This is a genomic window from Pseudomonas sp. GW821-FHT02H06 (assembly GCF_059421525.1).
In genome coordinates this window covers 5,723-29,313 of the sequence record NZ_JBWKVD010000022.1, presented here as the reverse complement: position 1 = coordinate 29,313, position 23,591 = coordinate 5,723, and the positions used below count along the sequence as shown (strand labels likewise).

Below are 23,591 nucleotides of genomic sequence, written 5' to 3'. Positions count from 1 at the left end.
ATGCCGGTGATCATCACCGGCACTTTTCATTTCATCGCTGCGCCATCACTTGGCCTGACTGACGCGCCAGACCTTGTTGCCCACATCGTCCGCGACCAGCAACGCGCCCTGTTTGTCGAGGATCACGCCGACCGGACGGCCCTGCGCGTCGCCGTCGGCGTTGAGGAAGCCGGTCAGGACGTCCACCGGCAGGCCGGTTGGGCGGCCATCCTTGAAGCCGACGAAGACGACTTTGTAGCCGGCCTGGGGATTGCGGTTCCACGAACCGTGCTCGCCGACAAACACGCCGTCGGCAAATTTGGCCGGCATGCCGCGCGGGTCGGACCAGGTCAGGCCCAGCGGCGCGACGTGGGTGCCGAGGGCGTAATCCGGGGCGATGGCCTTGGCGACCATGTCCGGGCGCGGCGGCTGCAAGCGGCTGTCGACGTGTTGGCCGTAGTAGCTCCAGGGCCAGCCGTAGAACGCGCCGTCCTTGACCGAGGTCAGGTAATCCGGCACCAGGTCGCTGCCGATTTCGTCACGCTCGTTGACCACCGTCCACAGCTCGTTGCTGCCCGGCTTCCAGGCCAGCCCGTTGGGGTTGCGCAGGCCGCTGGCGAACAGGCGTTTCTGCCCGGTCTTGACGTCAACTTCCCAGACCGCCGCGCGACCTTCTTCGGCTTCCAGACCGTTCTCGCCCACGTTGCTGTTCGAGCCAACGGTGACGTACAGCTTGGTGCCTTCGCGGTTGGCGATGATGTTCTTGGTCCAGTGGTGATTGATGCCCGCCGGCAGGTCGGTGACTTTCACCGGCTTGGCGGTGCTTTCGGTCTGGCCGTCGTTGTACGGGACCTTGACCACCGCGTCGGCATTGGCGATGAACAGCTCGTTGCCCACCAGCACCATGCCGAACGGCGAAGTCAGGCCGCTGATGAACACCTTCTTCATTTCCGCGCGGCCATCGCCGTCGGCATCGCGCAGGATGCTGATGCGGTTGGCGCTCTCGGCTTCGGCGCCCACCCGGCTCATGACGATCCCGGTGGCGGTGCGCTTGATCCAGGCCATCACGCCCGGCCCGCCGTCCGTCGCGCCTTCAGGCTTGGGCGGCTTGTTGCTCTCGGCCACCAGGATGTCGCCGTTGGGCAGGCTGTACAGCCAGCGCGGGTGATCGAGGTTCTCGGCCAGCGCGCTGACCTTGAAGCCCTCGGCGGCCTTGGGCGTATCGGTGCCCTTCCAACCGACGGCCTTGGACACCTTGACCGTCGGAATCAACGTGCTGTTCGGCTCGGGCAGTTGCGGCTGCGCGCCTACACCCGCCTGGAACGGCAGCTTGGCGGTCTCGCCGCAGGCACTGAGCATCGCAGCAGTGGTCATCAGCAGTGCAAATCGGTGCATCGCAATCATCGTTCAACCTCGCGGCGGCCATCCATGGGCCCATTGTTTTGAGAATTAGAAGCTGGGAGAAGCAAACGCTTCAAGAGACATAAGGCTGACAAGTATCGCCACGTCGACCGACAGCAAACAGCTCATGGGACGCAAATGACATTTGCCCTTGGGGCACCAATAAAACGACCACTGCGCGAGGCTCAGGGTTCAATAATCTGCGCCGACACGTCGCGTAAGGGGGCCGAGGGGTTAGCCATATCGGCCGATTTTAGCTACGCTGCCCTCCCACCACCCCAGAGCCAGATCCGATGACCCGCCCAGAGTTTGCTTTGGATGTTGAGGCGATCAGTGCGATCCCTGCCGTGCCCGTCATTCTGAGCATGGTCAAGCACATCACCGGCATGCGCTTCGCGGCGATCGCCAGGGTCACGGAAAGCAACTGGGTGGCCTGCGCCGTCGATGACTCGATCAATTTCGGCCTCAAGCCGGGCGGCGAACTGGTGCTGGAATCGACCATTTGCCACGAGATCAGGCAGCATCAGCAACCCGTGGTCTTCGGCCACGCCAGCGCCGACCCGCAGTTCGCCACCCATCACACGCCCAACATCTACGGGCTGGAAAGCTACATCTCGATCCCCATCATCCTGGCCGACGGCCGTTTCTTCGGCACGCTGTGCGCGATCGATTCAGTGCCGGCCAACCTGGGCGATCCTGCCATCGTCAAGACGCTGACCCTGTTCGCGCAGTTGATCGCCATGAGCCTGGACACCCAGGGTCACCTGGAGAGCGCCCGCGCCGAGCTGACCGACGCCCACGAACACGGCCGGCTGCGCGAACAGTTCATGGCGGTGCTGGGCCACGACCTGCGCACGCCGTTGAGCGCGATCCGCATGAGCGCCGACCTGCTGGCGACCAAAACCGAAGACAAGCGCTCGCTGGGCCTGGTGGCCGCCATACGGCAGAGTTCGATCCGCATGGGCGTGTTGATCGAGAACGTGCTGGATTTTGCCCGGGGCCGAATGGGCGGCGGGATTCCGGTGAAACGCCACATCACCGACGAACTTCCCGAGGTGTTGACAGCGACGGTGGACGAGATCCGCGCGTCGCACCCGCAGGCGAGCTTCATCGAGGCCATCGACCTCAGCGGCACCGTCTACTGCGACCCGCTGCGCATCAGTCAGTTGCTGTCCAACCTGCTGGGCAACGCGGTCACCCACGGGTCACCCACGACGCCGATCCATCTGCACGTCTGGCAGGAATGCGATCAGGTCATCATTTCCGTCATGAATTATGGCGCGCCCATTTCGCCACGGTTGATGCCGCTGCTGTTCGAGCCCTTCACCCGGTCCGAAGCCGGTGGTCGCGGGGAAGGCCTGGGACTAGGGCTGTACATCGCCTCACAGATCGCCACTGCCCATGACGGGATCCTGACCGTGAGCTCATCGGCGGAACTGGGCACCTGTTTTATCGCGCGTTTTCCTTCTGAGCCGTCTGCCTGAGCGCCGATTGCCGATTTCGGCACGGCCACCCGGCGGCGCTGCGCTGCACATTGATTTTTCGCCATCACCCGGTTTTCTGAAGCCCCCTTCCCTGAGGAGAGCACCTGACATGCTTCTGCACCAGTCCACGTGGATCGAGATCGAGCAGTTTCTCAAACGCAGCCGCACGATCGTCGTGCCCATCGGCTCGAACGAACAACATGGCCCCACCGGCCTGCTCGGCACTGACTGGATGTGCCCGCAGATCATCGCCCACGAAGCGCAGAAGAGCGCCGACATCCTGATCGCGCCGACCTTCAACATCGGCATGGCGCAGCACCATCTGGGCTTTCCCGGGACGATCTCGCTGCGCCCCTCGACGTTCATCGCCGCGATTGGTGACTGGGCTCGCTCGCTGGCGGGCCATGGCTTCGAAAAAATCCTCTTCCTCAATGGGCACGGCGGCAACGTCGCGTCGATCGAGGCAGCGTTTTCCGAGCTGTATGCCGAGGCCAGTTTCGCCGGACGGTCTGCCGGCTTTGCGCTCAAGCTGACCAACTGGTGGGACCTGGAAGGCGTTGGTGAACTCGCCCATCGGCAGTTCCCGGTGGGCCACGGCTCCCACGCGACGCCGTCCGAGATCGCGGTGACCCAGTGGGCCTACCCGGAGTCGATCAAATCAGCGGACTACTCGCCGCAGATTGCCCCGACCGGTCCGATCCGCGAAGCGAAGGATTTTCGCGCGCGCTTCCCCGACGGGCGTATGGGCTCTGACCCTGCGCTAGCCACGCCGGAAAAGGGTGGAGAACTGGTGGCGCTGGCCGCCAAAGGGCTGGTGCGCGCGGTTGACGCGTTCAGTCGCGAACCGGCGCTGCATTGATATCGCTGCGTTGACGTGGCTTGGCCGTGCGGCAATAGCGCGCGGCGTTGAACTCGTCCGCCAAACGGCGGCCATAGTGGTATGCGCTTTTTGAAACGGTATGGGACCTGGGGCAGTCTGCAGCGCAACGACCTCGCCCGGTCCCCTTGGCTGACAGGTGATATGTGAATACGTTTATCCCACTGGACAAAGTTGAAGAAATCGATCTGCAGGATTACCACGAGGTCTGGCTGACCACGTCAGAAACCTGGCCACAAGACCCGGCGACGGTCCACCGCAAGTGCCTGTGGCGCCAGGATCGCGAGATGACCTCCGATGTGGAAATCGACGGCGTGTACTTTGAAAACCTTCCGCACCTGTGGCTGCGGGTGGACGACCTTGATGATCAACAGGACATCGACCTGGTCATCGAAAAGCTCAAGACGCGCATTGCCGCACTGAATCTCAAAGGTGAGTTCTATCCTCCCGAGCTGCCGACAGCGGCGCCTCACAAAGACGAAGACGAAATCAAGAAAGACCTGCGCAGCTAATTCGCTTCAACCCTCGCTTCTCCGACGCGCGCCTTTGCTGATCTTCAGCACGGCGCCGTTTTTGTTTCTGCCTCGCGCCTTTCCCGTCAGTGACCGGCTTCAGCCGGGAAGAGGCCAGTGTGAACACCCTCGATCTTGCAGCGTGGCATCCGACGCCTTCCCGGCTAAAGCCAGTCCTACGGGAACACGCAATCCGTCAGTGGGACCGGCTTTAGCCGTGAAGAGGGCCGTGTAAACACCAACCATTATTGCACTCTAGGCTAGAATCGCCCGCTCAGACCATCAAGGAGTGAACCCCTGTGCAAATGTCCCCGGCGATACCGCTGATTCGTATTTTTTCCGAAGCCAAGGCGAAAGAGTTCTACGTCGATTTTCTCGGCTTCAGCCTGGACTGGGAGCACCGCTTTGAACCGGGTCTGCCGCTGTATGCCCAGGCCCGCCGCGACCAGCTTGTGATCCACCTGACTGAACACCACGGCGACGCGACGCCGGGCTCGACGATCTTCGTGCCGGTCAGCGACATCGCTGAATTGCAGCGCGAGCTGCTGGCGAAAAACTACGGCTATTCGCGCCCCGGCATTCAGGACCTCGACTGGGGCAAGGTCATGGAAATCGCCGATCCGTTCGGCAACCGCCTGCGCTTCTGCGAGCGCTCCGAGGACTGACCTTCGCCGCCGTCAGAGGCGGAAATACTGCCCGATCGCCCGCCGCAGCAGGTCCACCGCGTCATCGCCGTGGGAGGCTGACGAGCGCACGACGATGATGTCGTGGTCGGCGATCAGCGGCAGGCCGTCCAGAATGCGCATGCCGTCGGTGACCCGGGCCCGGTCGATCACGCTGATCCCCAAGCCTGCTTCGACGCAGGCCTTGACCGCCTGATTGGACGAACTCTCGAGCACGATGCGCATGCGGTGGCCGCTGCGCTTGAGTGACTCGATCATCGCTTGCCGGTACGAGCATTGCGCGGCGTGCACGGCCAGCGGCAATGGGTCCGGTAAATCCCCCGAGTGATGTGCGGCGCCGACCCACACCGGGGTGGTCGGCACCAGCAGTTGATCGTCCGGACCCAACTGGCCTTCGGGCAGGGCGATGACCGCCACCTGCAGCCGCCCCCGCCGCACCTGCTCGCGCAAGATGAAGCTGGGCGCGGTCTTCAACTCTAGAACAATGTTCGGCCACGCGGCGGTGAAAATCGGCAGCACGTCGCGAATCAGGTGCGTGGCGTATTCATCCGGCACGCCCAGGGTGATGCGCCCCGCCAACTGCGTGCCCTGCAGCTCGGCCAGCACTTGATCGTGGGTGCTCAGCAGCGCAGCGGTGGAGGTCAGAAACCGCTTGCCCAGCGGCGTCAGCGAGACCGACTGATTGTCGCGGTTGAGCAGTCGCCCGCCCGCCACCGCTTCCAGCCGCTGCACGTGCACGCTGACCGCCGCCGGGCTTTTGTGCAGCTGTTCCGCCGCCGCGCTGAACTTGCCAATGCGCGCCACGGCGTGAAAGGTGCGGACCTGTTCGATATCCAGAATGGCGCTCATGGTTCACTGATCCCGAAGCACTGCTGTCGTTTATTTTGATTTATTAGATTACGGCGGTTGGGTACGTTGGGTCCATGAACACTTCAAACGAACTGACCAACGCGAGCCTTCCCCTTCCGTCTCGACGCCGGATTTTCCCCTTGCCGATGCTCGAAGCCGGGCTGGTGATCATCTGGAGCTCGGGCTTCATTGGCGCGCGCTTCTCCATCGATTTCGCGCCGGCGTCGCTGGTGGTGTTCTGGCGTTGCCTCCTGGTCACGCTGATTCTGTTTCCCTTTGTAGCGCGGCAACTGCGCCAGACACCGCCGGCGGTGCTGCTGAAAAACGCCGGCATCGGCCTGCTGGCCATGGCCGGTTATCTGTTCGGCGTGACCGAGGGGATTGCCCTTGGCGTGCCCGCCGGGCTGGCAGCGCTGTTCGCCGACCTGCTGCCGATCGGCATGGCCGTGCTCGCGGCCGTGGTGCTGCGCCAGCGGTTGGCCCGCAGCGTATGGATCGGTTTGCTCATCGGCCTGGCGGGCGTAATGCTGGCGACCCACGACGCGCTGGCCTGGGGCAGCGCACCCCCATGGGCCTATGCCCTGCCGGTGCTAGGCATGCTGTCGCTGGCGGTCGCCACCTTGTGGCAAAAACATTCACCGGACCCAAAGGCGCTGGGCCTGCTGCCCAACCTGTGGCTGCAGTGTTTCGTCTCGACCTTCGTGTTTGCCCTCGTTGCGGGACTGCACGGGAGTCTCGCGCCCGTCCCCAATTCAGGCTTCGCGATGAGTGTGCTGTGGACGTCGGTGTCGACGTTCGGCGGTTACGGGCTGTACTGGATGTGCCTGCGTCGTGCCACGCCAACGCGGGTTGCCAGTGTCCTTTACCTCAGCCCGCCGCTGACGCTGCTGCTGGCCTGGGCCATGTTCGACGAACCGCTGTCGTGGCTGATGGCCCTGGGCATGGCGGTCTCGGGGGTCGGCATCGGTCTGGTGATACGCGGCGAAGCAAGGCAGGCGGCAAAGCACGGGTGATGTGGAACCGTTAGGCGCGCCGGCTCCACTCAGGCGTTTTTAACCATAAGCGCACCCTTATGACTCCTATCCGACCTTCATCGCCTTTTATCCCGCCTGCCAGTTCGCACAGCCCTTCGTCAGCGACCCAAGGGTCCGAGGCCAGCCCGACGCTGCACGCTGCCGTGGCCAATCGCGACGCCGAGGCGCTGGCGCGTCTGCGCAAGGACGGCCAGCGCGCCAACACCTTGAACGCCGAAGGCCATTCGCCGCTGGATGTGCTCGACAGAATGCGCGACATCGACGAGCGCAGCCGCTCCGGATTGCGCATGGCCTTGCTGCAGTCGCTCAACCCGACGGCCCCCCTGGCCTATGCCAAGCCGGAGGCGTTGCACGGCACCCCGTGGGGGCTGGAAATCCTGCAGTCCGGGGCGCTGAAGGGCGGCGTCAATGATGCCAAGGGCGGCACCCAGTCTCTGGAAGGCAAAGTGTTTTTCTCCGATCGCACCCGGGAGAGCTCGACCGACACGACCACCCGGCCCAACCTGCGCGGCAAGGCCCGGGTCTATGCGGCAGGCGACGGTATCAATACCAGTAATGCACACTCGCGGGCGCTGCAACACCGCATGGCGCAGGTCATCCTCCATGCCCTGGATAGCGGCAAGACGTTGCCAGGCAATGACATGGCGCCCACGATCAACGTCGCCAATCCCGAACAACTGCCTGCCGAGGGTGCCGCATGGCTGCAGCGTTTCCTGCACGCCAGCTACATCAACAAGCTGAGCGGGCGGAAATTCATCGGCACGCCGCTGGAAGAGCACTTGGAAGACCTTAAAATGCCGGGCTCCATCGCCCTGCGTTCCGGCACAGAGGTCAAGGAGCTAAGGGGTGAGGACCTGAATCGTTTTTATCACCAGGCGGCCAGCGAGTTGCAGCGCTCCCTGGAGGATGGCAAGGCTCCTTATCTGGGCGTGTTGAATCAGGGTGGGATTGTTCCGCTGGTGTTCGGCTTCGAGAAGATCGACAACCTGTCCACTCACGAGATCCAGTACCGCGCGGGGACCAAGCAATATTCCTATCAGCATGGTGAACACCCGCTGTCGGGGAGCCCGGAAAACGGCGGCAAGCTCAAGGAAATGGAAGTGCGAGGCCTGGATGACCTCGCGACGGTGTGCCTGGGCTGCGCCATCAAAGGTGTCGAACTGCCCGCCGATCTGGTCGTGCGTGTGAAAGCCCAGAAGAGTGAAAAAGCCCTGTACCTGGACGCCTCCCAGACCGCGCTGTTCAGGCAGAAGCTGGCGGCTGAAGTGGCCGAACAGGCGGGAGATAAGCCACTGGGGACCCTTGACCTGTCCCAGTTGCAGCGGATCAATTCCGACATACGGGCCAAGGATTTAAGTGAATGGCTCCCGGTTTGATGATAGGAGTGTGCGCCGCACATCCCACCTTCTACTGGAGCGCATCCCCATGAAAATCGGCTTTTTGGGCCTCGGCAATATGGGTCAGGCCGTGGCTGGCAATCTGTTGAAAGGCGGTCATGAACTGCTGGTCTGGAACCGTTCTCCCGAGGCGGCGCAGTCACTGGTCGAGCAAGGCGCCACGGCGGTCACCGAGCCTGCGCAAACGTTCGCCGCCGACGTGGTGTTCAGCATGCTTGCCGACGACAAGGCCTTGCGCGCGGTGCTGCTGGATTCCGGTCTGCTCAAGTCACTCAAGGGCCCGCTGATCCACATCAACATGGCGACCATTTCCGTGACCTTCGCCGACGAGCTGGCCGAGCTGCACGCCGCGCAGGGCATCGACTACATCGCCGCGCCGGTGATGGGCCGCCCCAACATGGCTGCCGCCGCGAAGCTGAACATCATGGCTGCCGGCTCCGCTGAAGCCATCGAGACAGTGCAGCCGTTGTTCGACCTGATCGGCAGCAAGACCTGGCGCATGGGCGACAAACCCTCCAGCGCCAACGCCATGAAACTGGCCATGAACTTCATGCTGGTTTCGGCCATCGAGGCGATGAGCGAAGCGGCCGTGCTGGTCACCCGCCACGGCCTGAAATCGGCGGACCTGGTGGAACTGGCAGCGGGGACGATCTTCCCCGGCCCGGTGTACGCCGGTTATGGCGCGCTGATCGGTGAACGCACGTACGAGCCGGCCGCGTTCAAGGCAGTGCTTGGGCTCAAGGACGTGGATCTGGTGCTGGCGGCGGCCAGCCAGGTGTCGGTGCAGATGCCGAGCGCCGACATGATTCGCGCCCACTTGCAGGACGCCATCGACCATGGTCAGGGCGAGATGGACCTGGCGGTATTGGCCGAAGTGGCGGAGCGGCGCAACCCGCGCTGAGTGCTTCGTCGTTTGCCGTTGATGTGAGGTCCAGACGTCAGCTCAAGGCCGGGCGACATGGAGCCGGTGCAGGGTAATCTTGCGCACCTCCTGCTTGCTGACTTCGATGTGCCGCGTGAGCAACTGCTGCGCCTGCCCTGTGCGGCCGTTGAGCACGGCGTCGAGGATTTGAGAGTGCTCGTCATAGGTCGCCTCGATGCGCGCCGCCTGGGTGAAATCCAGGCGGCGAATGATGCGGATCTTCTCGGTGATCTCCAGGTGCAGCCGCGCCATTTCGGTGTTGCCTGCCGCCTCCAGCAGTGCGCAGTGGAAACGCTCATCCAGCGCTGACACCTGCTGGGCATCTTGCAGGCGCTCGGGGGGCGTGACGAGCCAAGTGCTTTTCAGCTCGGCGATGACCGGATGTTGCTCCAGATCCAGTGCCTCCAGACGCATCAGTGCCGCGCACTCCAGCACGATCCTCACGTCGTAAAGCTCTTCGAAATAAGTGAAATCGAACGCCCTCACCCGCCAGCCGCTGCGGAAATGCACCTCCAGATAACCTTCGCGCTCCAGCCGATACAGCGCCTGCCGCACCGGCGTGCGGCTGGCCTGCACGCGTTCGGCCACCTCGCCTTCGCTGAAGCGATCCCCCGGCAGCAGGCGGAACTCGAAGATGTCTTCCTTGAGCTGCTGATAGATGCGCTCGGCCATATTGTCCGGGCGCAGTTTGGGTTTCTGTGAAGGGATGATGGCCTGGGTGCTCCTTCGAAGAATGGTGGGGCGTGACGCAGTGGTTTTCCTGGGACCGCGTCAGGCGTCGGGTCAGGCTTTTTTCAGGCTGGCGATGTACGCGCGCCAGCCACCGAACGAGGTGATGTCCAGCGCGCCATCAATCGCCCAAGGCTCGCAGATGAAACCCTTGACGCTGCGACCGTCCTTCAGCGTCAGGTTGCCGATGCCCAGCGGCGCAGGAATCTCGGCCACGAACTCGCCAAAGCGCGCCAGCGGTATGTCCCACAGCTCGACGATGATCGACGCTCCGCCTGGGGATTTCACCAGCCCTGGTTTGGGCGGCACGGTGCCGGGCAAGGCGTAGAGCCGGTAGTCGCCTGCGGTCAGGGTCTGTTCGACGAGCACGGCATCGCGGCTGGTGAGCTGCACGTTCAGCGGCATGCCGGTCAGGTGCGCGCCCACCACGGCAACCCGCACACTGCCGCGCGGAGCAGGCGCTGGCGCAGGTGTCGGCGCTGGCGAAGCTAGCATTGCGCGGCCGGTTGCGCCCATGGGCAAGCCGACGCTTTCCTGCCAGCGCTGGCCAAACCGGGCAAGTGCGGTGTCGTGCCACGCCGGTGCAATCAAGGTGATGCCCGACGGCAAGCCATCGGCGCGCATACCGGCAGGCAACGCGAGGGCCGAGAGGTCCGCCAGGTTGGTGAAGTTGGTGTAGAAGCCGAACTGCGAGTTGTAGAGAACCGGCTCAACAGCCATTTCCGCCTGGGTGCGCAAGGTCGCGGACGTGGGTACGACCAAGGCGTCGAAACCGGTCAGCGCGTCGTTGATCTGCCGGCTCAGCGTGGCGCGCAGGTACTCGGCGCGGTAGGCGTCACAGGCGCTGTAGGCCAGACCGTTTTCGACAATACCGCGCACTACGGGATTGATGGCGTCGAGGTTGGTTTCCAGCATCGAAGTCAGGGCCACCGTGCGTTCGGCGACCCACGGGCCGTAATACAACTGCTCGGCCAGGGCCTTGAACGGGGCGAAGTCGATGCGGGTGATCTCGGCGCCCATGCCGCTCAAACGGTGCAGCGCCTGCTCGAACACCGCCTGATTCTGTGCATCACCGAAGAATTCCAGGGTATCCGGCACCGCCAGCTTCATCGCTGCGCCAAAGCCTACCGGCGCTGTGCCAGGGTTGTGGCGGGAATAGGCGTCATCGCCATCGAAGCCTTCGGCGAGACCGGCAACTTTCTGCGCATCTTCCACCGTCAGCGCGAAGATCGAAATGCAGTCCACTGTCTTGCACGCCGGCACCAGCCCGGTATTGGGCAAACGGCCCTTGGTCGGTTTCAGGCCGACGATGTTGTTGAAGCCCGCCGGCACCCGGCCAGAGCCTGCGGTGTCGGTGCCCAGCGAAAACGCCACCAACCCCCGCGCTACCACCGACGCCGATCCAGAGCTGGAGCCGCCGCTGACGTAATCGGGATTGAAACTGTTGGGCACGGCGCCGTAGGGCGAACGCGTGCCGACCAGGCCGGTGGCGAACTGATCAAGGTTGGTCTTACCCATCAAAATCGCCCCGGCTGCGCGCAGTCGGGCCACCACAGTCGCGTCCTTGCTCGCGGCGTAGGCGAATTCCGGGCACGCCGCCGTCGTCGGCCAGCCCGCTGCGTCAATGTTGTCCTTGATCGCGAACGGCACGCCGTACAGCGGCAATTGGGTGAGGTCGCCGTTCAACGCCGCGAGCCGCTCGGCGAGGGCTTCGAGCTGCTCGCTAACCTGCGCCTGACTGGCCCGGGCGATCCACGCGGTATCGGTTTCCGGGTAAGCGCTGGGGAGCGTGAGCAGGACTTCCGGGGACAACTGCCCGGTCTGATAGGCCGTCAGCCATTCGTTGATCGTCCAGCCGATATGGGGGTGTTGGAGGTCATGCATGGGAGGCTTCCATCTTGTATCCAAGTTTGGATTCAACAAAAGCAAAAGCCGGGCCATGGCGATGGGAGGCCCAGTGCGCAGGGGGTGCGGGTGGTTTTCAGATGATTGGAGGAGCAATCGTGCGCAACAAAAAAGCACGGCGTGCAGGGTTTTGGTGCCCGCCGCACACCGCGATCACCTAGTGGGACCGGCTTCAGCCGGGAAGACGTCGAGCGCAATACTGCAAAAGTGATGTCGAACACACTCGCCCCTTCCCGGCTAAAGCCGGTCGCACTAAAAGCAGCGCGTGTCCGTAGGACCGGCTTTAGCCGCGAAGCTGTTGATCTTGATCTTCAAACACAAAAGGCCCAGTCACCGCCAAACGCGACTTGGGTGCAGGCCGAACGTAGACGACGCGCAGTGGGCCGAGCCGCATGGATGCGGCGAGAGCGCCGTCAGGACATGGATGTCCGTTCGGCGCGGGCCCACGGAGCGTCGTCGGAGTGAGGGTATTCCGACGAAGGAGGAACCAAACCAGGAGCAAGCACCCTTGGTTACTTGGGGTGCTTTTCCAAGTAACTCGCCGAAGGCGAAATGTCTGCCCTTAGGCAGACCCCTCTCAGCTGCACTGCGCTCCCCACTCAGACCAGATACTTTTTGAACCATGCGACCGTCCGGTCCCACGCCAACGTCGCAGCAGCATCGTCATACCGCGGCGTCGAATCGTTATGAAAACCATGGTTGGCGCCCTTATAAATATGCGCCTCATACGTTTTGCCCGCCGCCTTCAACGCCGCCTCATACGCCGGCCAGCCATCGGTGATCGGCTTGTCGAGCTCTGCGTAATGCAACAACAACGGCGCCTTGATCCGGCTCACATCCTCGGCCCTGGGCTGACGGCCATAAAACGGCACCGCCGCCGCCAGCTCCGGATAAGCCACGGCAGCAGCATTGGCTACGCCCCCGCCGTAACAAAACCCGGTGATCCCGACTTTCCCGGTGGAAGCGTGGTGAGCCATCAGCCACTCGATGCCGGCGAAAAAGTCATTCATCAGCTTCTCCGGATCGACCTTCGCCTGCAGCTCGCGACCTTGGTCATCGTTGCCCGGATAGCCCCCGACCGAAGACAAACCGTCAGGCGCCAGGGCGATAAAACCGGCCTTGGCCACACGCCGGGCGACGTCTTCGATGTAGGGATTGAGGCCGCGATTCTCATGCACCACCAGCACCGACGCGAGTTTGGCATCGGCCTTCGCCGGCCGCACCAGATACCCGCGCACCTGGCCATTGCCCTTGGGCGACGGATACGTGATGTACTCGGCGATGATGTCCGGGTCGGTGAACTTGACCTGCTCGGCCAGCGCGTAATTAGGGCTCAGCGAGGCCAGAATCGTCGTGGCGGCAAGCCCGCCCACGGCGAACACTGCCGCGCGATCAAGAAACTCCCGGCGGTTGATCTTGCCGTGAACGTAATAGTCGTAAAGCTCAAGCAATTCAGGGGCGAAGTCTTTGGCGGTGAGACGGGTCATCTGTGCGCATCCTCATCGATTGTTCAACGGGCACAGGCGTAGAACCGAGCGCCTGAACGTGCCGCAGCGAGCCCTCAGTAAAGCAGTATTTAAGCCGAGTGCGTCAACATCACGCGCTGTCGAACAGCATCTTTCCACGGCGCGCTTTCCAACTGTCTCGTTGTGGGCTAGCCTGAGCGGCGCAGTTGTACGACGACGTACAAAGCCACTTTTCGACGAAAATGGCCCTGCATGCCGCTTCCATCAACAATAAAAAAGGATGCACTCATGACCCGACTCAAACTGACCCTCGGCTTCTTGTGCCTGTTTTCAGGCTTCGTGGCCGCCGCCCCTTCTGCCGATGAACAAGCCGTCGCCAAGGCCGTCGACAACATGACCCAGGCGATGCTGCACAAGGACATCGCCGGCCTCAAAGCGTTGACGTCCGATAACGTCACCTACGGGCACTCCAGCGGCAAGGTGCAGAACAAGGATGAATTCATCGCCGACATCGAAACCGGTCGCAGCGGCTTCAATACCCTGGAAATGAAAAACCAGACAATCAACATGAATGGCGACACTGCCCTGGTGCGCAACCACTTCTCTGCCGAAGCCGTGAACAGCGGCAAGGTCGTGCCGACCGAGATCGAAAACTTTCAGGTCTGGCAAAAACAGAAAGGCCACTGGCTGCTGATCGGGCGCCAGGCGTTTAAATTCTGATGGCATGACTTCAACGTTGTAACCGACCGGGCGCCTGACAGGATCAAGCCCCGGTCGGCTACACGTCTGTTTTCAACCCCCGTTGCGCTACAACGCTTCCAACTCCTGCAACACCTCCAGCACATAGCGGGTCGAGCGTTCGACGCTTCCGGCCCGGTGCGCAATGCCCAACTCCCGCCACAGCGCCGGCTGCAACGGGCGCATGACAATGCGGCTTTCCGGCGCGGGCGTGGACGCCTCATGGGGCAGCAAGGTCGCTCCGTAGCCCGCCCCCACCAGACTCTTGATCGCGTCGTTGTAATTAAGCTGAATGCGCGGCGTCGGCTGCGGCCCCTCGCCAGCAAACCACTCGGCGACTTGGCGGGACAGCCGCGTGGTGGCGTCGTTGAGAATCAGCGGCTGACCGGCCAGCCATGACGGCGTGATGACCGGCGGACAGTCCCAGCGCGCCGGCAAAAACGCCATCACCGGGTCCCGGCGCCACGGCTGAATCGACAAGCCTTTGACCGGTGCCTGGGGCAGCGCAATCACGCCGATGTCCAGGCTGCCGTCCGCCAGCTTTTGCAGCGTCTGTTGCGACGTCAGCACCGCGACCTGCACGTCGATGCCCGGGTGTAACTGCTCCAGGGTTTCCAGCGCCTGGGGCAGCAATTGCGCGATGACACCGGTTGACGCACCCAATCGCACCCGCCCGGCCAGTCCCTGGACCTGACGCTCGACGTCTTCCAGCGCCTGTTCGGCATCGGCCAACAAGCGCCGCGCGCGCTCGATCAGGGTGTCGCCGATGGCCGAGGGTTGAACCCGGCCCCGCGTGCGCGAGAGCAACACGCCGCCCACTCGCTGCTCCAGGTCAGCGATGTGCAGGCTCACCGTCGGCGGCGCGAGGTTGAGCACCCGTGCGGCTTCAGCAAATGAGCCGTGGTCGGCGATGGCCACCAGGGTGCGCAAACGATCCAGACTGATTTCCCGCACCGGCCGGCCCTCCTTCAGAAAAGCTGAAGTGTACCGTCAACAAATTCAACTTTCTCTATCCACGAGCGGGCTGGAAGATGGTTGGCATTGACGACCTTCTGCGGAATTCAAATGCCATGTCTTTAAAACAAGCGCCCCTCCCTATTGTGTTCATCGACGGCGACCAAGGCACCACAGGCCTGCAAATTCACCAGCGTCTGCAAGGCCGCACCGACCTGCAGGTGGTGACGCTGCCCGCCGAGCATCGCAAAAACCCGGAAAGCCGAGCTGCCGCGATCAACGCGTGCGACATCGCGTTGCTGTGCCTGCCCGACGAGGCCGCCCGCGACGCAGCGGCGAGCATCACCAACCCGGACGTGCGGGTGATCGACGCCAGCTCTGCGCACCGTACCCACCCCGACTGGGTCTACGGTTTCGCGCAGATGAGCGAAGCACAGAAACACAGCATTGCCACGGCCCGCCGGGTCAGCAATCCGGGCTGCTACCCCACCGGGGCAGTTGGTTTGTTGCGGCCGTTGCTGGAGGCGGGACTGCTGCCGCGCGATTACCCGATCAGCATCAATGCGGTGTCGGGCTATTCGGGCAAAGGCCGCGCGGGGGTCGATGAATTTGAGGGGCCAGATGTCGCGCAGGCGGTGCCTTTTCAGGTCTACGGCCTGAGCCTTGCCCACAAGCACGTTCCGGAAATCCAGCAGTACAGCGGATTGAGCGAGCGGCCGGTGTTCGTGCCGGCCTATGGCGCGTTTCGTCAGGGCATCGTGCTGACCATCGCGCTGCAAACGCGCTTGCTGCCCCATGGCGTGACGGGCACGACGCTGCATGCCGCGCTGGCTGAGCATTATCGAGGCAGCGGGTTTGTCGAAGTGCTGCCGATGGAGCAATCCCGCGCGTTGACCGGGATCGACCCGCGCCAGCTCAACGGCACGGATAACCTGCGGCTGATGGTGTTCGAGCACGACGGCCACGTACTGCTGGCCGCCGTGTTCGACAACCTGGGCAAAGGCGCGGCCGGGGCGGCGGTGCAGAATCTGGATCTGATGATTGCGGGTGGCTGACGCGTGTTACAGCCATCTCGCGTCGCCACTGCCCAGTGCGCTCGCCGGTAAATCCCAGTGGGTCGGCGTGCCGTCGAGCTGCCCGGCGGGTTTGAGGCGCAGCGCCGGGCCCCAGGCGGTGTGCTCGATGGCGTCGGAGTAATCGCTCGGATTCAGCGGTTGCAGGGCCGAAGGCGGCGCCTCGTTTGGGGTGAACAACATCAGCGATAACGCGGTGCGCGCCAGGGATGCCTGCACTTGAACGCCTTGTCCGGTGATATGTCGCTCGGTCAGACCGCGCACCGCTGCCGCCGCCATCAGATACCCGGTGGCGTGATCCAGCGCCTGCACGGGTAACGGCACCGGCCGGTCACCGCCCGCTGCGACCATGCCAGCGTTGGCGATGCCGCAACTCATTTGCACCAGACTGTCAAAACCCCTTCGCTCCCGCCATGGCCCGGTCCAGCCGTAGGCGTTCAGCGATACATCCACCAGACCCGGATTGAGCGCGCGGATGCGTTCGGCACTGAGGCCCAGTCGCGCGAGGGCGTCGGCGCGGTAGCCATGAACCATCACGTCAGCTCCGCTGATCAGGCCCTCCAGCACTGCGCGATCGGCGGGGTCGCGCAAATCCAGCCGCGCGCAGCGTTTGCCAAGCACCACCTCCGGGACGGTGCCGGGCTCGTCCCAGCCAGGAGGGTCGATGCGCAGCACCTCGGCGCCGAACCCGGCGAGAAACCGCGTCGCCACGGGGCCGGCCAGAATACGCGTGAGGTCGAGCACACGGATCCCGCGCAAGGGCCGTTCGCGTGGGACGATCCATTCGGGTCGTGCGGGGTTTGAATGATGCGATGAAGCCGGTACCGCTGTGGCCTGCGCACGATGCAGCAAAGGTTCGGCGGCGACGGCGCGACCCTGAGGATGCTCGCGCCAGGCCGAAGCGCTGAGCATGGCGGCGGCACAACCGTGATGGTCGACCACCGCGCTTTCCAGCTCACTGGCCTTCCAGCCCAGCACCGCCTGGCTGACGGCATCACGCTCGGGAGCGGTTTTCAGCACGGCGAGCGCGGCCTGACGATGGTGCGGTGCGTTGGTGTGCAACCGGATCCATCCATCTGCCGCGCGGTAATCCCCTGCCACCGCGTCCCACTGCGCCGGCAGCGACCAGCCTTGGGGCTGAAGGGACGTTGCGAACCAGAACGAGGCCAGGCGCCGATCAACCGTGATCGGCGGCAACGTGCCGTGGGCCTGATCGATCAGTTCGCCCACCGCCAGATGCGCGGCAGCGACGGCGGCAGTGGCGAAATCGGTGACCGGGAATGCCGACGCCAGCGCGCCTTCGCCGATGGTCTGAAGATGGCCCGGATAGCGAGGCGGCCCACCGAGGGCCAACCAGAATTCGCGCAGGAAATGCGTGCAGGCAGTGTCGGACTGGGCAATCGGCATGGGGCAGCGCTCTCGGGATTGGTGGAAGCAGCCTAGCAAAAGAGTCTGGAAAGGGGGGGCGAAGCCCGCGTGTTTGCCGTTGGAGATGCAGCGAATGCACTGGCCTCTTCCCGGCTGAAGCCGGTCCTACTCACACCGCACGCGCACCTCGCAGGACCGGCTTTAGCCGGGAAGCCGGTGTCTCTGCCGGTGGAGATGCAGCGGCTGTACTGGCCTATTCCCGGCTGAAGCCGGTCCCACTAAAAGCACCGCGCGCATCCTGTCAAACTGGCGGTGACCTAAAATGTGGGACCGGCTTTAGCCGGGAAGACGGTGTATCTATTGTCAGAAATGCAGTGGCTGCACTGGCCTCCTCGTGAGCAAGCTCACTCCCACAGGTTCTGCAGGCTGGCTCAGATCCGGCGTCGACAACGATTATGTGGGAGCGAGCTTGCTCGCGAAGGGGGCGTAACTGCCGCAGGAGATTCAGCGGATGCACTGGCCTATTCCCGGCTGAAGCCGGTCCCACTAAAAGCACCGTATGCATCCAGTCATACTGGCGGTGACCTAAAATGTGGGACCGGCTTTAGCCGGGAAGGCGTCAAAGAACACGCCGAATATTCAAGCCGTGCACAAGGTGACGCCGAGCGTCACGGGCTGCGTATCCACGCAGAGCGTGGGCACGATCAAGGTCCCAGCAGAAAATTCCCCGGCCGGGTGCCCTCGCCCGCTTCCAGCACCGGCACTTGCGCGTCGTCCTTCAAGCTCACGCCGGACAATTGCCGGCGCCAGGCCTCGCGCATCAGGTACAGCAACTTGTGCGCGGCCATCGCGTAGCTCATCCCCTCAAGGCGCACGTTGGAAATGCAGTTGCGCGCAGCGTCGTTCAGGCCCACGCGCGGTGCGTAGGTGAAGTAAAGACCCAGGCTGTCCGGCGAACTGAGGCCCGGTCGTTCGCCTATCAGGATTACCACCATGCGCGCCTTGAGCAGCGCGCCGATTTCATCGGCAACGGCGACGCGGCCCTGTTCCACCAGCACCACCGGCGCCAGGCTCCAACCTTCCGCCGCTGCCATTTCGTCGATGCGCTCCAGCATCGCCGGGCTGTGGCGTTGCACCGCCAGCGCAGACAAGCCGTCTGCGACCACCAGCGCCAGATCAAATCCGTCAGGATGCGCCGCCGCGTAATCCTTCAGCTGGGCAGCCGACGCCTCTGACAAACGCCGCCCCAGATCAGGCCGTTGCAGATACATATGGCGGTCAGTTGCCGAGCTTTGCAAGGTCAGCGTTTCGCGGGACCGGCCCGCCAGTTGCTCGGCCAGCGCTCCGTGATCGAACGCCAGATGCACGGCGTCGCGGGCCTGGGCGTGGGCAAACTGGAAATCCAGCTGCGCCGCCGTCGGTAAACTCGTGCCCGCATGCCCGAGGGCGATTCGCGCCGAGGTCAGCGAGCGCAACTGCTGCCAGGCATCGGCGTGTGCGGGTGATTTCTTGTCATCGCTCATGGCTCAAGCCCTTGTCTGGAACTGCTGATCAGCGACTAATTAAGTTGCGCCAGCGCCTTGCGGAACAGCGGCGGCACGCCCTGCCCCAGTCGCACGCCGCCGTCGTCCTGGCGCAGGATGTCCATGCGCGTCAGCCATTCCTCGAACTCCGGCGCCGGGCGCAGGCCGATGGTTTTGCGTGCATACAAAGCGTCGTGAAACGAGGTGGTCTGGTAGTTGAGCATCACGTCGTCGGACCCCGGGATGCCCATGATGAAATTGATCCCCGCGACGCCGAGCAAGGTCAGCAGCACGTCCATGTCGTCCTGATCGGCTTCGGCATGGTTGGTGTAGCAGATGTCACAGCCCATGGGCACGCCGAGCAGCTTGCCGCAGAAGTGATCTTCAAGCCCGGCGCGAATGATCTGCTTGCCGTTGTACAGGTATTCCGGGCCGATAAAGCCGACCACGGTGTTCACTAGAAACGGGTTGAAGTGCCGCGCGACGGCGTAAGCCCTGGCCTCGCAGGTCTGTTGATCGACGCCGTGATGCGCGTTGGCCGACAAGGCGCTGCCCTGCCCGGTTTCGAAGTACATCAGGTTGTCGCCCAGCGGGCCGCGCTTCAGACTCAGCCCGGCTTCGTAGCCTTCGCGAAGGATTTCCAGGCTGATGCCGAAACCGCTGTTGGCCGCTTCGGTACCGGCGATGGACTGAAACACCAGGTCCAGCGGCACGCCCTTTTCGATGGCCGCCACCGATGAGGTGACGTGGGTCAGCACGCAGGACTGGGTGGGAATCTCGTAATGGCGAATGACGCCGTCGAGCATCTTCAGCAGTTCGCTGATGGCGCTGACGCTGTCGGTAGCCGGGTTGATGCCGATCATGGCGTCGCCGTTGCCGTACAGCAAACCGTCGAGCACGCTGGCGGCGATGCCGGCCGGATCATCGGTGGGGTGATTGGGTTGCAGTCGGGTGGACATGCGCCCGCGCAGGCCGACGGTGTTGCGAAAGCGAGTGACGACACGAATTTTCTGCGCCACCAGCACCAGATCCTGCACGCGCATGATCTTCGACACCGCCGCCGCCATCTCCGGGGTCAACCCCGGCGCCAGGGCCTTGAGGCTGGCCTCGGTGGCGTCGTCCCCCAGCAGCCAGTCGCGAAAGCCGCCGACCGTGAGATGGCTGACCGGGGCGAAGGCGGCGCGGTCATGGCTGTCGACGATCAGGCGGGTGACTTCATCCTCTTCATAGGGTATCAGCGCTTCGGTGAGGAACTGCTTGAGCGGCACGTCGGCCAGGGCCATCTGCGCCGCCGCGCGTTCGGCATCGCTGCTGGCGGCGACTTCTGCCAGGAAGTCGCCCGAGCGCGCGGGGCTGGCCTTGGCCATGAGTTCCCGCAGGCTGTCGAAGCGCCAGACCATGCCACCGATGCTGTGGGAAAAACTCATGCACACCTCTTTTATCGAACCGCGTGATTAACCGGCGACCGCGACCGCCGCACTGCGCCCGCGGACCATTTTGCAGAACACCGCGCCCACGGCCATCAGGCAGATGAATATGGCGCAGATCAGCAGGTTGAACCAGACCATGGCGACCAAACACACCACCGCCAGCACCAGGGCGATGCCCGGCACGATCGGATAGCCCGGGGCGCGGAAGCTGCGCTCAAGGTTCGGTTCGCTGCGGCGCAACTTGAACAGGCTGAGCATGCTGATGATGTACATCACGATGGCGCCGAACACCGACATGGTGATCATCGCCGCGGTCAGCGTCATGCCTTGCAGGTTGATCACGCCGTCGCTGAGGATCGCGATGATGCCGATCACACCGCCCGCAAGAATGGCGCGGTGGGGCGTCTGGAAGCGCGACAGTTTCGCCAGGCTCGGTGGCAGAAAGCCCGCCCGGGCCAGGGCGAAGAACTGCCGCGAGTAACCGAGGATGATGCCGTGGAAACTCGCCACCAGACCGAACAGGCCGATCCACACCAGCATGTGCATCCAGTTGGAGTTACCGCCGACCACCGCTTTCATCGCCTGTGGCAGCGGGTCATTGATGTTCGCCAGCGTACGCCAGTCGCCCACGCCACCGGCGAAGATCATCACGCCGATCGCCAGCACCACCAACGTCAGGATGCCGCCCACGTAAGCGCGCGGAATGGTGCGTTTCGGGTCCTTGGCTTCTTCGGCCGCCATGGCGGCGCCTTCGATGGCGAGGAAAAACCAGATGGCAAACGGGATCGCCGCGAACATGCCGCTGATGGCCGGCAGGCCGAAGGTATCGGAACCGGCCCAGCCGCCGAGGACGAAATTGCTGAAGCTGTAGCCCGGCGCGACGACGCCCATGAACACCAGCAGTTCGGCGACCGCCAGGATGGTGACCACCAGTTCGAACGTGGCTGCGATGCTCACGCCCAGAATGTTCAGGGTCATGAACACGAAATACGCGCCGATGGCCGCAACCCTTGGATCAAGGGACGGGAATTGCACATTGAGGTAGGCGCCGATCGCCATGGCGATGGCCGGCGGGGCGAAGACGAATTCGATCAGCGTTGCCAGCCCGGCGATCATCCCGCCGGTCACGCCAAAGGCGCGCAGGCTGTAGGCAAACGGTCCGCCTGCGTTGGGAATCGCGGTGGTGAGTTCGGTGAAACTAAAGATGAAGCAGGTGTACATCACCGCGACCATCAGCGTGGTCACCAGAAAGCCCAGCGTCCCGGCGGTGCCCCAGCCGTAACTCCAGCCGAAGTATTCGCCGGAGATCACCAGGCCGACGGCCAGCCCCCACAAATGCAGAGTTCCCAAAGTAGGTTTGAGTTGTGAAGCAGTCATGAGCGTGTACCCCGGTAGCCAGGCGACGGTATTTGTCTGACGTCGAGCATAGTCACAGCTGACAGGCCAAGGCTTGACCGTACGGCGCGCGGTCTGTCGTCTGCGGTCAAGTTTTCCGGGTATCTGCCGGGGGTGCGCCACACTGGCGCGTGAAAACGACCCGGTGCTTTATTGAGGGTCACGCAATGCCCGTGTTTGCTGCCCGCAGTGGCACCAGACTTCCCAACAGCTTGGGCAGCAGATGAGTCGTCGAGTAGCACCGGTGCCCATGTAGGAGTGACCGGGGTGGCGCTCCACCTTGCTCGCGAAGAGGTCGGTACATTCGCCGAGTATGCAGCGGCTGGAATGCAGTGTTCGCGAGCAAGGTGGAGCGCTACCCCGGTCCCTCCCACAGGACCGTTGATTCCCCCCGACGATGCATGTGGCTGACACAAGGTACGACATTTGCTTGCACGATAGGCCTACACACAGTCAGAGCCCTCACCCCCATGCTCCAGACCCTCGTCCCCGCCGCCGCATCGAACTCGCCCGCCGCCAGCAATCGCGGCGTGCTGTCGGCTGCGGCCAACGGGCTCGATGGCTTTATCGTGCAACACGGCGGTGATCTGGACCGGGTGTTCGGCCGCTCCGGCATCGACCCCGAGCAGCTGCTGCACCCGACCCTGAGCCTGCCGCTGACCAACTACTGCAAAGTGCTGGAAGAAGCCGCGAGCCAGACCGGCTGCGACAATTTCGGCCTGCGTTACGGCCAGCAATTCCGGCCCCAGGCGCTGGGCCTGCTGGGCTACATCGGCCTGTGCTCGGCGACGCTGGAAGACGCGCTGATCAATTTCTCCGCCGCCTTCCCGTTCCATCAGCACAGCACGCTGATCGAACTGGTGGATCAAGGCGAGTGCTACCGTTTCGATTATCAGGTCCGCCACGGCGCGATCAACGAACGCCGCCAGGACGCCGAGCTGACCATGGGCATGGCGCTGAACCTGGTGCGCCATGTACTTGGCCCGGACTGGGCACCTCGGCAAGTGGCATTCGAACACGCCAAACCCCAGGGCTGGCACGAACACCGCGACGTGTTCCGCGCTGACGTGCGTTTCGGGCAGCGCTGCAATTCACTGCTGATTCCCAAGTGCGATGTCGTGGGCAAAGCCATGCCCGGCAGCGACCCGATTCTGCTGATGCTGATCAAGGACGCGATCCGCCAGCTGGGCGATAACGGCAGCAGCACAGGCAATGGTCCCGAGGCCACGCTCCTCGACCGCGCCCGCCAGACCATCCTCGCCATCCTGCACCTGGGCGAACCGGCGCTGGAGGACATCGCCCACACCCTCGGCCTGTCCGAATGGACCCTGCAGCGCAAACTGCGCGAACAGGGCATCAGCTTCACGCAACTGGTCGACCAGATCCGCCAGGACTCGGCCCTGAATCACCTGAAACAGCAGAACCTCAGCATCACCCAACTCGCCTCGCTGCTCGGCTACTCGGAAACCAGCGCGTTCTCCCGGGCGTTTAAACGATGGTTCGGGGTGAGTCCGAAGCAGTGGCGTGGGGGTGATTGCCGGGTTTGAAACGCTGGCGGCCGGCTTTCCTTGTTTTCCCAGACAGCACCGTGATGTGGGAGTTAGCTTGCTCATGAAGGGGCCCGGACATTCAGCCACCTTCTCTGGTGACTGATAGGAAGCCTTCGCGAGCAAGCTCGGCTCCCACAGGGACGGCAGTTCCAGCGGGCAATGCGGCGTCTGGGTGGAATCTTCGGACCCCCGCCGTCTCGGAGTGAACGCCGTTCATGTGGGAGTGACCGGGGTGGCGCTCCACCTTGCTCATGAAGGGGCCCGGACATTCAGCCACCTTCTCTGGTGACTGATAGGAAGCCTTCGCGAGCAAGCTCGGCTC

20 protein-coding genes are annotated in these 23,591 nt (G+C 63.5%); 10 read left to right on the top strand and 10 right to left on the bottom strand.

Annotated features, from left to right (window positions below; genetic code table 11):
• Positions 1-45: 45 nt before the first annotated feature.
• Positions 46-1,383 (bottom strand): PQQ-dependent sugar dehydrogenase, encoded by a 1,338-nt coding sequence (locus tag AC07VF_RS24510; protein ID WP_282372684.1) that lies wholly within the window; start codon positions 1,381-1,383, stop codon positions 46-48.
• Between the two features lie 290 nt (positions 1,384-1,673).
• Between AC07VF_RS24510 and AC07VF_RS24505 the strand changes: the two genes are divergently transcribed.
• The 4 genes from AC07VF_RS24505 (at position 1,674) to AC07VF_RS24490 (ending at position 4,918) form a co-directional block, all read left to right on the top strand.
• Complete coding sequence (locus AC07VF_RS24505; RefSeq protein ID WP_495009841.1) at positions 1,674-2,864, top strand: GAF domain-containing sensor histidine kinase; 1,191 nt, start codon at positions 1,674-1,676, stop codon at positions 2,862-2,864.
• Positions 2,865-2,973: 109 nt separating this feature from the next.
• Positions 2,974-3,723, top strand: coding sequence for a creatininase family protein (locus AC07VF_RS24500; protein WP_192130134.1), 750 nt, complete (start codon positions 2,974-2,976; stop codon positions 3,721-3,723).
• Between the two features lie 164 nt (positions 3,724-3,887).
• Complete coding sequence (locus tag AC07VF_RS24495) at positions 3,888-4,253, top strand: hypothetical protein (protein WP_192172315.1); 366 nt, start codon at positions 3,888-3,890, stop codon at positions 4,251-4,253.
• 299 nt (positions 4,254-4,552) lie between these two features.
• Positions 4,553-4,918, top strand: coding sequence for a glyoxalase superfamily protein (locus AC07VF_RS24490; RefSeq protein WP_346627858.1), 366 nt, complete (start codon positions 4,553-4,555; stop codon positions 4,916-4,918).
• 12 nt (positions 4,919-4,930) lie between these two features.
• On the opposite strand, the gene AC07VF_RS24485 is transcribed toward AC07VF_RS24490, so the two are convergent.
• Positions 4,931-5,785, bottom strand: coding sequence for a LysR family transcriptional regulator (locus tag AC07VF_RS24485; protein ID WP_346627859.1), 855 nt, complete (start codon positions 5,783-5,785; stop codon positions 4,931-4,933).
• Positions 5,786-5,931: 146 nt separating this feature from the next.
• Between AC07VF_RS24485 and AC07VF_RS24480 the strand changes: the two genes are divergently transcribed.
• The 3 genes from AC07VF_RS24480 to AC07VF_RS24470 are packed head-to-tail and all read left to right on the top strand — an operon-like array spanning position 5,932 to position 9,117.
• Entirely contained in the window at positions 5,932-6,798 is an 867-nt protein-coding gene (locus AC07VF_RS24480; protein ID WP_495009867.1) for a DMT family transporter, read from the top strand.
• A 59-nt stretch (positions 6,799-6,857) separates the two neighbouring features.
• Positions 6,858-8,195, top strand: a complete 1,338-nt coding sequence (locus AC07VF_RS24475) for an ankyrin repeat domain-containing protein (protein ID WP_346627860.1) — start codon at positions 6,858-6,860, stop codon at positions 8,193-8,195.
• Between the two features lie 49 nt (positions 8,196-8,244).
• Positions 8,245-9,117, top strand: coding sequence for an NAD(P)-dependent oxidoreductase (locus tag AC07VF_RS24470; protein WP_495009840.1), 873 nt, complete (start codon positions 8,245-8,247; stop codon positions 9,115-9,117).
• 42 nt (positions 9,118-9,159) lie between these two features.
• Here the strand turns inward: AC07VF_RS24470 and AC07VF_RS24465 are convergent, their stop codons facing one another.
• From AC07VF_RS24465 to yghX, 3 genes are all read right to left on the bottom strand, one after another.
• The gene (locus AC07VF_RS24465) at positions 9,160-9,810 is read right to left on the bottom strand and encodes a GntR family transcriptional regulator (protein ID WP_495009839.1); all 651 of its coding nucleotides are present in this window, start codon (positions 9,808-9,810) and stop codon (positions 9,160-9,162) included.
• 111 nt (positions 9,811-9,921) lie between these two features.
• Positions 9,922-11,751 (bottom strand): allophanate hydrolase, encoded by a 1,830-nt coding sequence (gene atzF, locus AC07VF_RS24460; protein WP_495009838.1) that lies wholly within the window; start codon positions 11,749-11,751, stop codon positions 9,922-9,924.
• Between the two features lie 620 nt (positions 11,752-12,371).
• Complete coding sequence (yghX, locus tag AC07VF_RS24455; protein ID WP_192172306.1) at positions 12,372-13,259, bottom strand: YghX family hydrolase; 888 nt, start codon at positions 13,257-13,259, stop codon at positions 12,372-12,374.
• Between the two features lie 267 nt (positions 13,260-13,526).
• Here yghX and AC07VF_RS24450 point away from each other — a divergent pair, with 267 nt between their 5' ends.
• The gene (locus AC07VF_RS24450; RefSeq protein WP_192172305.1) at positions 13,527-13,958 is read left to right on the top strand and encodes a nuclear transport factor 2 family protein; all 432 of its coding nucleotides are present in this window, start codon (positions 13,527-13,529) and stop codon (positions 13,956-13,958) included.
• Between the two features lie 87 nt (positions 13,959-14,045).
• Here the strand turns inward: AC07VF_RS24450 and AC07VF_RS24445 are convergent, their stop codons facing one another.
• A complete protein-coding gene (locus tag AC07VF_RS24445; RefSeq protein ID WP_495009837.1) occupies positions 14,046-14,930 on the bottom strand; it encodes a LysR family transcriptional regulator in 885 nt (294 codons plus the stop codon).
• Positions 14,931-15,046: 116 nt separating this feature from the next.
• Here AC07VF_RS24445 and argC point away from each other — a divergent pair, with 116 nt between their 5' ends.
• Positions 15,047-15,985, top strand: a complete 939-nt coding sequence (gene argC, locus AC07VF_RS24440) for an N-acetyl-gamma-glutamyl-phosphate reductase (protein WP_495009836.1) — start codon at positions 15,047-15,049, stop codon at positions 15,983-15,985.
• Between the two features lie 6 nt (positions 15,986-15,991).
• Here argC and AC07VF_RS24435 read toward each other — a convergent pair whose 3' ends face one another.
• The 4 genes from AC07VF_RS24435 to eat form a co-directional block, all read right to left on the bottom strand.
• Positions 15,992-17,410 carry a CoA transferase gene (locus tag AC07VF_RS24435; RefSeq protein ID WP_495009835.1) on the bottom strand — a complete coding sequence of 473 codons (1,419 nt, stop codon included), beginning with the start codon at positions 17,408-17,410 and terminating at the stop codon, positions 15,992-15,994.
• A 665-nt stretch (positions 17,411-18,075) separates the two neighbouring features.
• Positions 18,076-18,894: an ethanolamine ammonia-lyase subunit EutC gene (gene eutC, locus AC07VF_RS24430; RefSeq protein ID WP_495009834.1), complete on the bottom strand. Its 819-nt coding sequence runs from the start codon at positions 18,892-18,894 to the stop codon at positions 18,076-18,078.
• A 35-nt stretch (positions 18,895-18,929) separates the two neighbouring features.
• Positions 18,930-20,321, bottom strand: a complete 1,392-nt coding sequence (locus AC07VF_RS24425; protein ID WP_282373662.1) for an ethanolamine ammonia-lyase subunit EutB — start codon at positions 20,319-20,321, stop codon at positions 18,930-18,932.
• A gap of 27 nt (positions 20,322-20,348) precedes the next feature.
• Complete coding sequence (gene eat / locus AC07VF_RS24420; protein WP_495009833.1) at positions 20,349-21,701, bottom strand: ethanolamine permease; 1,353 nt, start codon at positions 21,699-21,701, stop codon at positions 20,349-20,351.
• A gap of 488 nt (positions 21,702-22,189) precedes the next feature.
• On the opposite strand from eat, the gene qhpR reads away from it, so the two are divergent.
• A complete protein-coding gene (gene qhpR / locus AC07VF_RS24415; protein WP_495009832.1) occupies positions 22,190-23,266 on the top strand; it encodes an AraC-like transcriptional regulator QhpR in 1,077 nt (358 codons plus the stop codon).
• Positions 23,267-23,591 lie beyond the last annotated feature (325 nt).

What these genes read in the sequence shown, in the direction of transcription:
- AC07VF_RS24510 (WP_282372684.1), bottom strand. Translation starts at nt 1,383, where the DNA reads ATGATTGCGATGCACCGATTTGCACTGCTGATGACCACTGCTGCGATG.
- AC07VF_RS24505 (WP_495009841.1), top strand. Translation starts at nt 1,674, where the DNA reads ATGACCCGCCCAGAGTTTGCTTTGGATGTTGAGGCGATCAGTGCGATC.
- AC07VF_RS24500 (WP_192130134.1), top strand. Translation starts at nt 2,974, where the DNA reads ATGCTTCTGCACCAGTCCACGTGGATCGAGATCGAGCAGTTTCTCAAA.
- AC07VF_RS24485 (WP_346627859.1), bottom strand. Translation starts at nt 5,785, where the DNA reads ATGAGCGCCATTCTGGATATCGAACAGGTCCGCACCTTTCACGCCGTG.
- AC07VF_RS24480 (WP_495009867.1), top strand. Translation starts at nt 5,932, where the DNA reads ATGCTCGAAGCCGGGCTGGTGATCATCTGGAGCTCGGGCTTCATTGGC.
- AC07VF_RS24475 (WP_346627860.1), top strand. Translation starts at nt 6,858, where the DNA reads ATGACTCCTATCCGACCTTCATCGCCTTTTATCCCGCCTGCCAGTTCG.
- AC07VF_RS24470 (WP_495009840.1), top strand. Translation starts at nt 8,245, where the DNA reads ATGAAAATCGGCTTTTTGGGCCTCGGCAATATGGGTCAGGCCGTGGCT.
- AC07VF_RS24465 (WP_495009839.1), bottom strand. Translation starts at nt 9,810, where the DNA reads ATGGCCGAGCGCATCTATCAGCAGCTCAAGGAAGACATCTTCGAGTTC.
- atzF (WP_495009838.1), bottom strand. Translation starts at nt 11,751, where the DNA reads ATGCATGACCTCCAACACCCCCATATCGGCTGGACGATCAACGAATGG.
- yghX (WP_192172306.1), bottom strand. Translation starts at nt 13,259, where the DNA reads ATGACCCGTCTCACCGCCAAAGACTTCGCCCCTGAATTGCTTGAGCTT.
- AC07VF_RS24450 (WP_192172305.1), top strand. Translation starts at nt 13,527, where the DNA reads ATGACCCGACTCAAACTGACCCTCGGCTTCTTGTGCCTGTTTTCAGGC.
- argC (WP_495009836.1), top strand. Translation starts at nt 15,047, where the DNA reads ATGTCTTTAAAACAAGCGCCCCTCCCTATTGTGTTCATCGACGGCGAC.
- AC07VF_RS24435 (WP_495009835.1), bottom strand. Translation starts at nt 17,410, where the DNA reads ATGCCGATTGCCCAGTCCGACACTGCCTGCACGCATTTCCTGCGCGAA.
- eutC (WP_495009834.1), bottom strand. Translation starts at nt 18,894, where the DNA reads ATGAGCGATGACAAGAAATCACCCGCACACGCCGATGCCTGGCAGCAG.
- AC07VF_RS24425 (WP_282373662.1), bottom strand. Translation starts at nt 20,321, where the DNA reads ATGAGTTTTTCCCACAGCATCGGTGGCATGGTCTGGCGCTTCGACAGC.
- eat (WP_495009833.1), bottom strand. Translation starts at nt 21,701, where the DNA reads ATGACTGCTTCACAACTCAAACCTACTTTGGGAACTCTGCATTTGTGG.
- qhpR (WP_495009832.1), top strand. Translation starts at nt 22,190, where the DNA reads ATGCTCCAGACCCTCGTCCCCGCCGCCGCATCGAACTCGCCCGCCGCC.